This window comes from Rhodoblastus acidophilus (assembly GCF_900187365.1).
Taxonomy (GTDB): Bacteria; Pseudomonadota; Alphaproteobacteria; order Rhizobiales; family Beijerinckiaceae; genus Rhodoblastus; species Rhodoblastus acidophilus.
On sequence record NZ_FYDG01000016.1, the window covers coordinates 19,499 to 33,206 of the forward strand.

The following is a 13,708-nucleotide window of genomic DNA, read 5'->3' on the forward strand; positions in this document are numbered from 1 at the left end:
AAGATCAGAGTTCCTGTCTGGTCGGGCGGAACAGGATTTCATTGATGTCGACATCGTCGGGCTGACCGATCGCGAAGAGCGCGCAGCGCGCGAAACTCGAGGCGGGAATGGCGTTCTGCGCGTAATAACCCTGCGTGGCTTTCGCCACTTCGGTCGCCGTTATGCTCCCCGGCAACTCGGTGTCGATCGCGCCGGGCGAGAGGATCGTCGTGCGGATGTTGTAGGGCTTGACCTCCTGGCGCAAGCCTTCCGAGATGGCGCGCACCGCATGTTTGGTCGCCGCATAGACGACATTGCCCGGCCGGACCTTGTGACCGGCGACCGAGGAGACATTGATGAAATGTCCGCTCTTCTGGGTCTTCATGTAAGGAAGCGCGGCGGCGACGCCATGGAGCACGCCCTTGATGTTGATGTCGATGACCTGATGCCACTCCTTGATTTGCAGCAGTTCGAGCGGCGCCAGCGGCATGACGCCGGCATTGTTGATCATCACGTCGATCCGGCCGTGGCTGGCGATCGCCTTGTCGACCAGGGCCTGCACCTGCGCGGCGTCGGCGACATCGGCGCCGAGGATCGCGTCCTTGCCGAGACCAAGCTCCTCGGCCAGCGCCTCAAGCCGGTCGACGCGCCGGGCGCCGAGCACCACCCTGGCGCCGTTTTTCACCAGCTGGCGGGCGGTTTCCGCGCCGAGCCCGCTGCTGGCGCCGGTGATGACGACGACTTTGTCCTTGATGTTTTCCGTCATGCTGTCCTCCGTGGGATTCATCGGGCTCACAGGCCGGTGGTCTTCAAGAGCTGTTCGGGATAACGCTCGCCCTCGACCTTGATCGCGGCGGCGGCGCTTTCGATCTCCGCGAGATCGCCCTGCGTCAGCGCGACATCGACCGAACCGAGGTTTTCCTCCAGGCGATGAAGCTTGGTGGTGCCGGGGATCGGAACGATCCAGGGCTTTTGCGCCAGCAGCCAGGCCAGCGCGATCTGGGCGGGCGTCGCGGCCTTCTCCTTGGCGATGCGCTGCAACAGATCGACCAGAGCCTGGTTCTTTTCCATCGCCTCCGGCGTGAAGCGCGGCAGGATCTTGCGAAAATCCCCCTCGCCGAGTTTGGTGTCCTTGCTCATCGCCCCGGTCAGAAACCCCTTGCCGAGCGGGCTGTAGGGCACGAGGCCGACGCCGAGCTCCTCGCAGGTTTCGAGGACGCCATTGGTCTCCGGGCCTCGCGTCCACAGCGAATATTCGTTCTGCAATGTCGCGACCGGCTGCACCTTGTGGGCGCGGCGCAGGGTCTGCGCGCTCGGCTCGGACAGGCCGAAGTGCTTGACCTTGCCCTCGGCGATCAAGTCCTTGACCGCGCCCGCGACCTCCTCGATCGGCACGCTGGGATCGCCTTGCAGCAAAACGATGCGATGCTGGTCGGGCGCATTGTAATCGAACCAGCCGGGACGCACGATCGTATAGGGCAAGCCGCTGGCGCGCAGGAGCCGCTCGGATCGGCGTTTCCAGTCATGGGCCTCGGTGGCGCGATTATACCGGCCGAGGCGCTCGGTGACGCCGATGGCGGTCATAAGCGCAATCCGCGCGCGGCGCGATCCCAGCGCCGCCAGCACGTTGCGTACGCCGCCATAGCTCACCTGTTCGGCGCCGCGCTTGCCCTGGCCGTCCGCGCCCAGGGTCAGCACGATGGCGTCAATCCCATCCACGGCGGCGGCGAGCGTCTCCGGCCGGGTCACGTCGCCAAGGACCAACTGGACCTCCGAGGGCAGCTGACGCGCCTTAGCGGCGTCGCGGACAAGCGCGCGCACCGCATGGCCTTGCGCCAGCGCCTCTTCAACGACAAGGCGTCCGATGCTTTCGGTCGCGCCGACGATGAGGATGGTCAAGGGGGACAGAGCTCATAACCACTCCAATTTTGTGTCGGCGCATCCGCAGGGGCGAGGACGTTCAGGCGACTTCCAGCGAGGCCATGTCGATGACGAAGCGATAGCGGACGTCCGATTTTTCCATCCGCTCGAAGGCGTGGTTGATCTCGTCCATCCGGATCATCTCGCATTCCGGCAGGATGTTTTTCTCGGCGCAGAAATCGAGCATTTCCTGAGTCTCGCGAATGCCGCCGATCGGCGAGCCCGCGATCCGGCGCCGGCCGAGAACCAGCGGCACGGTGCTGGGTTCCGCGAGCGGGCCGATCTGCCCGACGATCACCAGCGTGCCATCGACATCCAGCAGCGGCATATAGGGGTTGAGGTCGTGCTTGACCGGCACCGTGTCGATGATCAGGTCGAACCCGTTGGCGGCCTTGGCCATGGCGTCGGCGTCGCTGGAGACCAGCAGCGCGTGGGCGCCCAGCGCCTGGGCGTCGGCGGCCTTGTCCGGCGTGCGGCTGAGCACGGTGACATGGGCGCCCAGGCCGACGGCGAGCTTGACCGCCATATGGCCGAGCCCGCCCAGGCCGATGACGCCGACGCGGCTGCCGGGACCGGCCTTCCAGGTCTTCAGCGGCGACCATGTGGTGATGCCGGCGCACAGCAGCGGCGCGGCCCTGGCGAGGTCGAGCTTTTCGGGAACCCGCAGCACGAATTCTTCGCGCACGACGATATGCTTGGAATAGCCGCCGAGCGTGTGCTCCTTGGTGAAACGGTCGAACCCGCCATAAGTGCCCGTATTGCCCTCGCGGCAAAGCTGCTCTTCGCCCTTGAGGCATTGGTCGCACTGCTGGCAGCTGTCGACCATGCAGCCCACAGCGACATGGTCGCCGATGCGGTATTTCTTGACCTTGAAGCCGATTTCGATGACGCGGCCGACGATTTCATGACCGGGAATTGCGGGAAACACCGTCCAGCCCCAATCGTTGCGGGACCAGTGCAAGTCCGAGTGGCAAACGCCGCAATAGAGAATTTCCATCACGACATCATCGGCGCGGGGCGCGCGACGCTCGAAGGAAAAGGGCGCCAGCGGCGCGCGGGCCGATGTGCAGGCAAAGCCACGAGTCTTCATGGTTCAAACATTTCCTGTTGCGGATCGTTACAAGCCAAGGACCGGGATCGAGGGCTTCAGCGACGCAACATAGCACCGGTGGATTATGGGAATTAGATAAGATATCCTGCATGAGCCTATGTTTTGGATTCATGAATGCAACGCGACGAACTCGGCGATTTGATCGGATTTCTGGCAGTGGCCGAGGAACGCAGTTTTACCCGCGCGGCGGCGCGCATCGGCACATCGCAATCCTCCCTGAGCCACACGATCCGGCGGCTGGAGGAGCGCATGGGCGTCCGGCTGTTGACGCGCACGACGCGCAATGTCGCGCCGACGGAGGCCGGCGAACAACTCGCGCAGACGCTGCGCCCCGCCTTCAACGAGATCAGGGCGCGGCTCGATTCGATCACCGCCCTGCGCCAAAAGCCGGCCGGCGCCATTCGCATCACCTCGAGCCGCCATGCGACCGAAACGATCCTGATGCCGGCGGCGATGCGCCTCATGGCCGATTACCCGGACATTATGGTGGAAATCTCGATCGAGGGGCGGCTGACCGATCTCGTCGCCGAGCGTTACGACGCCGGCGTGCGGCTCGGCGAGCGCGTCGAGAAGGACATGATCGCCATCAAGATCGGCCCAGAGTTGCGGATGGCCGTCGTGGGATCGCCAGACTATTTTGCGCGAAATCCGAAACCCGCCACGCCGCACGACCTAACGCAGCATGTCTGCATAAATCTGCGCCTACCGACGCTGGGCGGTCTTTACGCTTGGGAGTTCGAAAACAACGGCCGCCCCCTCAATGTCCGCGTCGACGGGCAGTTTACCTGCAATGACGCGCCGATGATCGTTCGCGCGGCGGTCAACGGCCTTGGGCTGGCCTGTCTTCCCGACGATCAATTCGACGACCTGATCGCGCAGGGGCGCCTCATCCGTGTTCTCGAAGACTGGTGTCCGCCGTTTCCGGGCTATCACCTTTATTACCCAAGCCGGCGCCAGGTTTCACCCGCCTTCGAACTGTTCGTCGAAGCCTTGCGCACGCGCGGCTGATGGGAAACCCGCGACCAATGGGTCGACAGCGCCAGCCAAGCCAATTCCGAGAAACTGGACGCCGGTGTTGCGAACAGGATCGGCGGACTCGACGGCGGGTTGAGCAAAGGCGACTCTGTCGGGGAAGGATGTTTCACCCATGCTGATCTTCGAGACCATCCTGGCCCTGCTGCTGGGCGCGGCGCTGCTGTCGATGCTGGCGCGGGCGATTGGCGCGCCCTATCCGGTCCTGCTGGCGCTCGGCGGCGCCGTACTGGCTTTCGCGCCGGGGCTGCCGAGCCTCGATCTGCCGCCCGATCTGATCCTGGCGCTGTTCGTCGCCCCCGTGCTGCTGGACGCCGCGCATGACATGTCGTTCCGGGATCTCAAGCGCAACTGGCGGCCGGTGTTTTCGCTGGTGGTCGTCGCCGTCGGGCTGACGACCCTCGCCGTCGCCATGGTCGCGCGCTGGTTCTTGCCGGACATGCCCTGGGGCGCGGCGATCGCGCTGGGGGCGCTGCTGGCGCCGCCCGACGCCGTATCGGCCATCGCGGTGATGCGCCAAGCCAAGCCGCCCCACCGCATCCGCTCCGTGCTCGAAGGCGAAAGCCTGCTCAACGACGCCACGTCCCTGCTGATTTACCGGCTCGCGGTGGGCGCGGTCGTCACGGGAGAACTGACGTTCCAAGAGGCGGCGCCGCAATTTCTTCTGGTCGCGTTCGGCAGCGCCGTCGTGGGCTGGAGTCTGGCGAAGCTCGCCCTCGTCCTGATCGGGCGCATCGCGGATGCGCCGACGTCGACGGTGCTGCAGTTCATCACCACTTTCGGCGTCTGGCTGCTCGCCGAGCGCCTGGGCCTGTCCGAAGTGGTGACGCTGGTGACGTTCGGGCTCACGGCCGGGCGCAGTTCGACGTTCGTCATGCGCGCCGATGTCCGGCTGCGGTCTTACGCCAACTGGGAGACCGTGACCTTTGTGCTCAATGTGCTGGCTTTCACGCTGATCGGCCTGCAGCTGCGCCCGATCCTGCCCGCGCTGGAAGACGGCAGGCACATCGACTGGCTGCTGCTGTCCCTTGTGATTCTCGCGGTCGTCATCGCGGTTCGGATGGCCTGGGTGTTCATTTACCGCAGCCTGCGTCACGCCACCGCGAACGAGCCAGGGGAGATGACCCGGCCCGAGAGTTTGAAGGCCGCGATCATTGTCGGCTGGTCCGGCATGCGTGGCCTTGTGACTCTCGCCGCAGCGCTCGCCTTGCCCGAATCCTTTCCCTATCGGTCCTTCATTTTGCTGACCGCTTTCATCGTTGTGCTGGGCACGCTGGTGATTCAGGGGGCGACGTTGCGCCTGCTGCTCGCCTGGCTTGACTTGCCGGCCGATACATTGATCGAACAGGAGATCGCGCTGGCGCGCGCGGCGACCCTGACGGCCGCGCTGGAGGCGCTCGGCGGCGAAGACGGCCCGGCCGCCGAACGACTTCGCCTGGAATATGCGTCAATGCTGGAACAGGCCAAGGCCGGGCAAGACCCCTATGCCGTGCCGGACAAAATCTTACGGCGACAGATCATCCCCCATGCGCGCCATGCGCTCGACGATTTGCGATGTCGCGGCGAGATTGGCGATGACGCTTACCGCCAGGTCGAACACGAATTGGACCGCCTGGAGCTTACCACGGGCGTTTGAGCCGGCGCGAGCATCTCGCGCCGGCGCGCTCAGATCAGACGGGGATCGGATTGGCGATCAGCGACGCGTTGAAGCCATTGATGAGCGCATGCTCGTTGGGGCCTTGATTGGCGCGCAGCGGGCGCGCCGCCTCAACGATCACTTCCTCGTCCTCGGTCTCCAGCCCCGCCATGGTCTGGGCGATGAAGGCGTCGAGCGGCATGGCGCGGGGATCGCCGCTCCGCTTGATCAGGTCGGTGTCGACCCACGGCGGCGCGATCTCCTGCACCTTGACGCTGGTGTCGCGCAACATGAAGCGCTGCGACAGAGCATAGGAATGCAGCGCCGCCTTGGTCGCCGAATAGACGGCGGTGGGCGCCAGCGGCAGATAGGCCAGAATGGAGGTGTTGTGGATGATCGTCGCCCTTGGCTGCCGCTTGAGGTGCTCGATCAGGGCCGAGGTCAGCAAGATCGGTCCGAGCAGATTGGTGTCGACGATGCGGCGCGCGACCGCTTCGTCAATTTGCCCGCCGGCGTTGTCGAACGGCATGATGCCGGCATTGTTGATCAGCACGTTGAGCGCCGGATAGCGCGCTGTCAGTTCTGTCGCGGCGGCGGCGATGCTGGCGGGATTTTCCACGTCCATCTCGATGAAGCCCATGCCGGGATTGGCGGCGGCGACTTCTTCGAGCAGAGCCTTGCGGCGTCCGCCGATCACGACCGTATTGCCGCGCGCAAAAAAGGCTTCGGCGAGGCCGCGCCCGATGCCGGAGGCGCCTCCGGTGAGGAAAATGGTGTTGCCGGTCATCTGCATTGTCGTGTTCCCTGGTTTGCGTGGTTGGTCATGCGAAACGATGGCCTCCGGCGTTTCACGCGGGGAGCCCGTTTTGCTTTCTCAGGCTTTTGTCGAAGGCGGATTCCGGGACGAAGCGGCGCAGAAAGCTGACCTGTCCGGCCATTTTGCCGGCGGGATAGCGATGCCTCGGGCGAACAGCCGTCGCGGCCTTCAGCACGGCTTCGGCGACGATTTCGGGCATGTCGCCGGTTTCCATGGCCTTGCGCATGACCACGCTCAGGCTGGCGCGGCCGGCGTCATAAATATCAAGCGTCTGGTCCGGCTTGACCAGATTGTCCTCGAACGAGGTGCGGGTATAGGCCGGCTCGACCAGCACAACGCGAATGCCCTGCGCGCGCAATTCATGATCGAGCGATTCCGAATAGCCTTCGATGGCGTGTTTGGTCGCGGCGTAAAGCGCGTTGAAGGGCGCGGGAATCAAGCCCAGAACGGAGCTCATGTTGACGATGCGCCCGCTTCCTTGCCGCCGCATGATAGGCAGCACCGCGTTGGTCACGCGCATGACGCCGAACACGTTGATGTCGAAGAGGCGTTGCGCCTGGGCGATCGAGGATTCCTCCGCGCCGCCCAGCAGTCCGATGCCGGCGTTGTTGATCAGGAGATCGACGCGGCCGGCCTCGCCGACGACCTCCGCCACCAGCCTTGACACCGAGGCGTCATCCGTCACGTCGCAGGGCAGCATGGTCACGCCGGCGAGGCCGTCGAGCGAGGGCCTTCGGCTGGCGCCGAAAACCCGATAACCGGCCTTGGCCAAAGCCGTCGCGGTGGCGCGGCCTATGCCCGAGGAGGCCCCTGTGACCAGGGCGACGCCGCGATGGATCGTGCTCATTTTGGTTTCCTTCGAGGCAGGTGGAACTGGCTTGGAAGGACGATGATATTATTTCGATAGTCAGTCAATATCGAAACGATAGCTTCTTGAGGTTTCGGCTTGCAGGGACACGCTTGCGCTTGTGCAAGAGACGCAGGAACGACGCCTTGACCATCGGCGTCGCGCGCCAAACTCATGAATGAGAGTCATAAGCGCATGCGGATTTCGTTGCCTAATCGAAGCGCGGCGAAAGAGCTAATCTTTCATCGCAAAGGGAAAAGTCGCGGCGCCCGCGATGCGTTCGACCGGCGGAGGGGGCGGCTGCGCCCCGGCGCGTTGAGTAGTTTCCGAGGCTGGGCGCGCCGCTGTTTCTTTCACCCGTTGGCCCGCCCCAGCCGAAGAGCGCGCCAGCACGAGGATTTGTCATGGTCGCCAAGGTTTCAGGATATGACGCCCATTCGGCGCAAGGCAGGCTCGCGCCGTGGCGTTTCGGGCGCCGCGATCCGCGCCCCGAGGATGCCGTGATCGACATCCTGTAGTGCGGCGTCTGCCACTGCGACGTTCACAAGCCGCGCAACGATTGGGGCAATGCGGTCTATCCCATGGTTCGCGGTCATGCGTGATCCGTTTCCGCGGATCGCGCAGCGATCTTGCGGAAACCGTATGAGGAGAAGAAACATGGACATCAAGCACAATGGCTCGCAGCCCTCCGCACAAGGGCCGGCCGAATGGTTCACCGGCGCGGTGCGGATCGACGCGCTCTTCGCGGCTCCGGAGCCCGCTCACGTCTCCAGCGGCACGGTCACATTCGAGCCTGGCGCCCGCACCGCCTGGCACAGCCACCCGCTGGGCCAGACGCTGATCGTCACCGCCGGCTGCGGCCGGGTTCAGCGCGAAGGCGGACCGATCAAGATTATCCGGCCCGGCGACGTGGTGTGGATCGCGCCGGGGGAAAAACACTGGCACGGCGCCGGCCCGACGGCGCGGGACCATCGTGAACCTGTCCTCGATCGCCGCGAGAAATCCAGGACCGGGGTCGGGCTATTATGCGGCGACGAAATGCGCCCTCGAAGCGCTGTCCGGCAGTCTCCGCAAGGAGGTCGGGCCGCTCGGCGTCAGGGTGATCGCGGTGGAGCCGGGCGAATTCAGGACCGACTTCTCCGGCCGCTCGCTTCTGCAATCGCGGACGGCGATCGCCGACTATGCGGAAACCTCGGGGCGCCGTCGCATCGAAAATGACAAGACCGACGGCCATCAGCGCGGCGACCCGGCGCGCGGCGCGCAAGCCATCATCGAGGCCGTGGAGGCCGCCGACCCGCTCCACCTTCTGCTGCTGGGCAGCGACGCCATTCAGGTGGTCGGGGCCGCGCTCGATGCCGACCGCGCCATGCTGGAGGCATGGAAGGCAACCAGCTTGACGACGGATTTTCCAGCTTGAGACGAACGCAGGCCGGAACGTCATCGACAACCAGGAGATAGAAGATGGCTCCCAATTTACGAGCGCGGAAAAACCACGACGCGTTGTTTCCAGGTCATGTTTCCACTTTGGCGACGACCGACCCCGAACTGATCGAGACGTTCGACAATTTCGCCTTCGACGAAGTGCTCGCGCACGGCGATCTGGACGCGCGCACCCGTCTGATGGTTCAGCTCGCGGCGATCGTCGCCTGCCAGGCCCTGCGCGAATATCGCGTCTTGCTTGGCGCGGCGCTCGCCGTTGGCGTCACGCCGGTCGAGATCAAGGAGATCGTCTATCAGGCCGTGCCTTATGTCGGCATCGCCAAGGTCTTCGACTTCATCCATGCGACAAACGAAGTTCTCGCCGAGCTCGGTATTGAACTGCCCTTGCCGCCCCAATCCACCACCACGCCCGAGACCCGCGCGGAAAAAGGACTTGCCGTCCAGAAACAGATCATCGGGAGCGCGTTGGTGGAAAAGCTTTATGCATCGGCGCCCCCCGACGAGCAGCATATTCAACGATACCTGTCCGCCAATTGCTTTGGCGACACTTACACGCGCACCGGCCTTGACGTGGCGATGCGCGAGCTCCTCACTTTTAGCCTTCTCGTCGCGCTGGGCGGCTGCGATCCGCAGGTCAAGGGCCATGTCGGCGCCAATTTGCATGTCGGCAACGACCGAAAGAAGCTGATCGACGTCTTGACCCAGCTTTTGCCCTTCATCGGCTATCCCCGCACCCTGAACGGGTTCCGCGCCGTCGATGAGGTCGCCCCCGCCTGAACCGCGACAAGCAAGGAAAGCACATGACGACCCTCCACACGATCCTGTTGGGCGCCTGACCGAGCAGCGACTGACCAGCGAGCGCGGCTATGTCATCGCTGTTCCCGCGCGGCGCGACCCGGTCGGACGGCAGTTCCGCGCCTGGGTTTTGGCCGAACGCGACCGCAGCCAGATGAGCAACGCGTGACGTCGCGGTTTCCGGGGCCGCCGCCGGCTGCGATTGAACGGCCGCAGTTCGCTCCGCGTCAGATCGGCTCTGCCGCTATCGCGCGAGGGCGGCCCGTGCGCTGAACGCTGTCAATCGTCGCCTCGGCGAGGCGGTCGGTCTGCCGCAGCAAGGCGTCCGTCGCGCGGCGGATGGCGTCGCGCAAAACCGCGACCGCCTCCGGCGCCGGGCCAAGGTGCGCGGGTTCGATCAAGACGTAGTCAAGCGTGACGCGCGGCCGAAACCGGCGAACCCCGACGCCGAGCTTGGCGAACAGCGGCGCCGAGAAAGGCTCCACAATGGCGAGACCAAGCCCGGAGGCGACATAGCAATAGGTCGGGAATGAGAGATCGGCTTCGATCGGACGGCGCACTGCGACGCCCTCCTGCTGCAGCGTGCGGTCGATCGAGTCCCACAGCGCGTCCGATTCGTGCATCGGGCCGATCAACCGCTCGCCCTCCAGATCGGCGGCGACGATCAGTTCGCGCTCCCACAGCCGATGACCGTGCGGCAGCGCGCAATAATACTCCGCCGTGGCCAGCGGACTCATGCTGACGCCATCGCGAAACTCCTGGCGCACGCCAAGACCCAGATCCGCCTGGCCCAGGAAGACCCGGTCCTCGACGCCGCGTTGCGACTGGCCGTCGACCGCCACCCGAACGTCGGGATAGACCTTCTGAAACTCGGCGATGGCCTGCGGCAGCACCCCGCCGGCCAGCGCGGACAAAGCGGAGACGCGCACGGTTCCAACCGGCGCGGCCTGTATGCGGCGCGCCGCCTGCTCCAGCAGATCGAGCCCCGTAAAACTCTGGCGCACGGCCTCGTAAAAAACCTCGGCTCGGCGGGTCGGCGTCAGTCGCCGGCCCTTGCGTTCGAACAAGGCGAAGCCGACGGCGCGTTCCAGATCGCCGATCAGGCGGCTGACCGAAGGCTGGCTGACGTGCAGCATGGCCGCGGCGTTGGTGATGCCTCCTGTCAGCATCACACTGCGAAACGCCTCGATCTGACGCATCTGCATGATTTCAGCTCCAATCCCTTCCGTTCAATTCCCATGTCCACTGCGACATAAGGTCACGCTCCGGCGTTCCCCTGCTCCGCACGAGTCCCCCAGGCTCATGGCGCCGCACGAGTTCGTCCCACGGAACCATCAGCGAAGTAACGGAATATTCCTACTTATAACATGTTTTTATAAAATCCACCCTCCCCGCTGAAGTCCTGTTTTTCCTTGCCCTTTCGGCACACAGAAACGCCTCCCTAGTCAGCCATATCAAATTAAATATCTGAATTTTATGTCTGACTTAGCGGCGACGCCCTTGGTCGACCCTCACCGACACACCGAGGGCCGCTCCTTGTATAGCTTCAGCGAATGGGCTTATGAAATAAACATATTTGACAGTTTTAGTAGACTTTTGACTATTGATCGCACCCGTTCACGGCGCGCCGCGCCGCAGGCGTTCAGGAGCGATGCGATGAAGAGTGAGACCGGAGATTTTGGATGGACGCCAGCGCGACGGCCGATGGGATGCGTCAGCTTTGTCGCGCTGCTGGCCGGGTCTCTGATCGCGTCCTCCCCCGCCTCGGCGCAGAATCAGGGCGCCGCGCCGCCTGAACAGGCGCCGCCCCATGCGACCAAGACCACTGTGAAGAAGCCCAATGCGAAGAAGCCTCCTGTGAAGACGCTGCGCGCGACCCGGCAAGCTACGCCCGCCGCACCGACCAATTCCGCGGCTGCGCCAGCCCCGGCCCAACTCCAGGCGCAGGCCTCCGCCGCTCCGGTCGCGAACGCCCATGTCGAAGACGTCGTCATCACCGCCACGCTCCTGCCGGAAAAGGCGCAAAAAGTGCCGGTCGCCGTCACAGTGGTCGACGGCGCGCAGGCGGCGCAGGCCAATCTCAACACCATCAACGACATCACACAGCTGGTTCCCAGCCTGAACTTCCGCGACGGCGCGTCGAACAAGGACCAGGGTCTGTTCATTCGCGGCGTCGGCACGGTGACGACCTCGCCGGGCGCCGAACCCTCCGTCTCCACCGTCGTGGATGGCGTGGCGCTGGCGCGTCCGGGACAGGCCACCCTCGATCTGTTCGACGTCGAGCGCATCGAAGTGCTGAAGGGACCGCAAGGCACGCTGTTCGGCAAGAACGCCTCCGCCGGCGTGGTCAATGTCACCACGGCGCAGCCAACCTCGGAATTCCGCGGTTATGGCGACGCATCCTGGTATAGCGGCGGCGAAAAGCGCTTCAAGGCCGGCGTCTCCGGCGCGCTCGTCCCCGGCGTGGTCAACGGCCTGTTGAGCGTGGTGGGAACCGACTACGACGGCAATGTCGCCAATGTCTACAATGGCGACAAGGTCAACGGCTCCAGCCATTACGGCGCGCGCGCCAAATTTGAGATCACGCCACAGACCAGCGACCTGCGGGCGCTGCTGACCCTCGATTACCTGCACACCCGCGAAACCAATCCCACCGGCGTCGTCACCAGCACCAACACGACCTATCCCGGCGGCGTGATCACGCCCAACCCCACTTTCGCCAGCCTGCTGTCGCCGGTGGTCGCCTCCAGCAGCAATCGCAGCATCAACGCCAACACCTTCACCCACGCGGACGACGACAATGGCGGCGTGTCGCTGCAACTCGACTACGCCCTGCTTGGACACACGCTGACCTCGATCACCGCCTACCGTTTTTGGAAAAACGAGCAGTTCCAGGATTTCGACCGCACCTCGAATCCCGCCAACAAGCAAGTCGTCGATCATGGCACGCTGGACTTCAACCAGGTGTCCGAGGAATTGCGGCTGGCCTCGGCGCGCGGCCAGTTCATCGAATATGTCGCCGGCCTCTACGTGCTGCACAGCGAGGACAGCGAAACCTATCGTCGCACCGACACGCTCGGCGCCACGACCAATACGGGCTTCGCCTCCTATGGCGTCACCAACACCAACATCGCCGCCTTCAACGAAAACACGATCAATTTCACGCCGGTCTTTCGCGGAATCGCCGGCGCGCGCGTGATCGGCGACGACCTTGGCTATCGCCACGAGCGCCAGTCCACCGCCGCCGACACGGGCATAGCGGTCTCCTCGCCCTACACGACGGGCCATACGTTCAAGACCGGCTACGCCGCCCGCGCCGGCCTGGAATATGACGCGACCGACTGGGCGACGACTTACGCCACCTATTCGCATGGCTACAAGGGTCCGGCCTATAACGTCTTCTTCAACATGGTTCCCGCGACGCAAGGCAAGGTGCTGGCGCCGGAAACCTCCAACTCGTTTGAGATCGGCGCGAAAACCAAACTGTTCGACAATCGCGTCCTGCTCAATCTCGCCGCCTTCCACACGGTGTTCGACAATTACCAGGCGAATTTCCCCAATCTGATCGGCGGCGCGGTGGTGACCAATCTGGTCAACGCGGGCACGGTGACCAGCCAGGGCGTGGAGGCCGATTTCAACGCCGCCGTCACCGACGAATTGTCATTGAAAGGCGCCGCCGCCTACACCGACGCCGCCATCACCAGCACCAGCGTCATTGGGCGCAACTGGCCGATCAAGGGCGGGATGGTTCCGTTCACGCCGAAATGGAAAGCCAATGTCCGGGCCGACTACACCCTGCCCTGGCTGGAAAAATATTCGGTCGATTTCGGCACGGCTCTGCGCTGGCAGAGCAAGGTGCAATACGACCTCAGCGAATCTCCCGACACCATCCAGAAGGCCTATGGAATCTGGGACGCCGACGTGACGATTTCCGACGCCAATGCGGGATTGAAAGTGGCGTTCCTGGTCAAGAACATCCTCAACACCTCCTACGCCACCTATCTGCAAAGCCAGGGCGCCACCGCCGTTCCCGGCACGGCGGGCTATGTCTACCGCTGGGTTCCGCGCGACGATGGCCGCTATTTCGGCGTCAACATCCGCAAGGAATTTTAGCCTTCAGGCGCATGGCGG

General features: G+C 64.2%; 11 protein-coding genes and 1 pseudogene. 6 read left to right on the plus strand and 6 right to left on the minus strand.

Annotation, left to right across the window (positions count from 1 at the left end; all coding sequences use genetic code 11):
* Positions 1-4: 4 nt before the first annotated feature.
* The 3 genes from CFB24_RS18980 to CFB24_RS18990 all read right to left on the minus strand — a co-directional run bounded on the left by CFB24_RS18980 (position 5) and on the right by CFB24_RS18990 (position 2,989).
* Positions 5-745: an SDR family oxidoreductase gene (locus CFB24_RS18980; RefSeq protein ID WP_088522248.1), complete on the minus strand. Its 741-nt coding sequence runs from the start codon at positions 743-745 to the stop codon at positions 5-7.
* A 26-nt stretch (positions 746-771) separates the two neighbouring features.
* Positions 772-1,878: an aldo/keto reductase gene (locus CFB24_RS23695; RefSeq protein ID WP_244593284.1), complete on the minus strand. Its 1,107-nt coding sequence runs from the start codon at positions 1,876-1,878 to the stop codon at positions 772-774.
* A gap of 61 nt (positions 1,879-1,939) precedes the next feature.
* On the minus strand, positions 1,940-2,989 hold the full coding sequence (locus CFB24_RS18990; RefSeq protein ID WP_088522213.1) for an NAD(P)-dependent alcohol dehydrogenase: 1,050 nt from the start codon (positions 2,987-2,989) through the stop codon (positions 1,940-1,942).
* 135 nt (positions 2,990-3,124) lie between these two features.
* Between CFB24_RS18990 and CFB24_RS18995 the strand changes: the two genes are divergently transcribed.
* Positions 3,125-4,018, plus strand: a complete 894-nt coding sequence (locus CFB24_RS18995) for a LysR family transcriptional regulator (protein ID WP_088522214.1) — start codon at positions 3,125-3,127, stop codon at positions 4,016-4,018.
* A gap of 139 nt (positions 4,019-4,157) precedes the next feature.
* Complete coding sequence (locus CFB24_RS19000) at positions 4,158-5,678, plus strand: cation:proton antiporter (RefSeq protein ID WP_088522215.1); 1,521 nt, start codon at positions 4,158-4,160, stop codon at positions 5,676-5,678.
* 34 nt (positions 5,679-5,712) lie between these two features.
* On the opposite strand, the gene CFB24_RS19005 is transcribed toward CFB24_RS19000, so the two are convergent.
* Positions 5,713-6,471, minus strand: a complete 759-nt coding sequence (locus CFB24_RS19005) for an SDR family oxidoreductase (RefSeq protein ID WP_088522216.1) — start codon at positions 6,469-6,471, stop codon at positions 5,713-5,715.
* A 55-nt stretch (positions 6,472-6,526) separates the two neighbouring features.
* Positions 6,527-7,342, minus strand: coding sequence for an oxidoreductase (locus CFB24_RS19010; protein ID WP_088522217.1), 816 nt, complete (start codon positions 7,340-7,342; stop codon positions 6,527-6,529).
* Between the two features lie 657 nt (positions 7,343-7,999).
* On the opposite strand from CFB24_RS19010, the pseudogene CFB24_RS19020 reads away from it, so the two are divergent.
* The 3 genes and pseudogenes from CFB24_RS19020 to CFB24_RS19030 form a co-directional block, all read left to right on the plus strand.
* A pseudogene (locus CFB24_RS19020) lies at positions 8,000-8,302 on the plus strand ((R)-mandelonitrile lyase); the annotation flags it as partial.
* Between the two features lie 13 nt (positions 8,303-8,315).
* Positions 8,316-8,759: an SDR family NAD(P)-dependent oxidoreductase gene (locus CFB24_RS19025; RefSeq protein WP_206605495.1), complete on the plus strand. Its 444-nt coding sequence runs from the start codon at positions 8,316-8,318 to the stop codon at positions 8,757-8,759.
* A 44-nt stretch (positions 8,760-8,803) separates the two neighbouring features.
* Positions 8,804-9,559 carry a carboxymuconolactone decarboxylase family protein gene (locus CFB24_RS19030; RefSeq protein ID WP_088522219.1) on the plus strand — a complete coding sequence of 252 codons (756 nt, stop codon included), beginning with the start codon at positions 8,804-8,806 and terminating at the stop codon, positions 9,557-9,559.
* 245 nt (positions 9,560-9,804) lie between these two features.
* On the opposite strand, the gene CFB24_RS19035 is transcribed toward CFB24_RS19030, so the two are convergent.
* Complete coding sequence (locus tag CFB24_RS19035; RefSeq protein ID WP_088522220.1) at positions 9,805-10,782, minus strand: LysR substrate-binding domain-containing protein; 978 nt, start codon at positions 10,780-10,782, stop codon at positions 9,805-9,807.
* A 451-nt stretch (positions 10,783-11,233) separates the two neighbouring features.
* Between CFB24_RS19035 and CFB24_RS19040 the strand changes: the two genes are divergently transcribed.
* Entirely contained in the window at positions 11,234-13,690 is a 2,457-nt protein-coding gene (locus CFB24_RS19040; protein WP_158255292.1) for a TonB-dependent receptor, read from the plus strand.
* The last annotated feature ends 18 nt before the right edge of the window (positions 13,691-13,708 follow it).

Coding starts and splice junctions, on each gene's coding strand:
- CFB24_RS18980 (WP_088522248.1), bottom strand. CDS start 745: ATGACGGAAAACATCAAGGACAAAGTCGTCGTCATCACCGGCGCCAGC.
- CFB24_RS18990 (WP_088522213.1), bottom strand. CDS start 2,989: ATGAAGACTCGTGGCTTTGCCTGCACATCGGCCCGCGCGCCGCTGGCG.
- CFB24_RS18995 (WP_088522214.1), top strand. CDS start 3,125: ATGCAACGCGACGAACTCGGCGATTTGATCGGATTTCTGGCAGTGGCC.
- CFB24_RS19000 (WP_088522215.1), top strand. CDS start 4,158: ATGCTGATCTTCGAGACCATCCTGGCCCTGCTGCTGGGCGCGGCGCTG.
- CFB24_RS19005 (WP_088522216.1), bottom strand. CDS start 6,471: ATGCAGATGACCGGCAACACCATTTTCCTCACCGGAGGCGCCTCCGGC.
- CFB24_RS19010 (WP_088522217.1), bottom strand. CDS start 7,342: ATGAGCACGATCCATCGCGGCGTCGCCCTGGTCACAGGGGCCTCCTCG.
- CFB24_RS19030 (WP_088522219.1), top strand. CDS start 8,804: ATGGCTCCCAATTTACGAGCGCGGAAAAACCACGACGCGTTGTTTCCA.
- CFB24_RS19035 (WP_088522220.1), bottom strand. CDS start 10,782: ATGCAGATGCGTCAGATCGAGGCGTTTCGCAGTGTGATGCTGACAGGA.
- CFB24_RS19040 (WP_158255292.1), top strand. CDS start 11,234: ATGAAGAGTGAGACCGGAGATTTTGGATGGACGCCAGCGCGACGGCCG.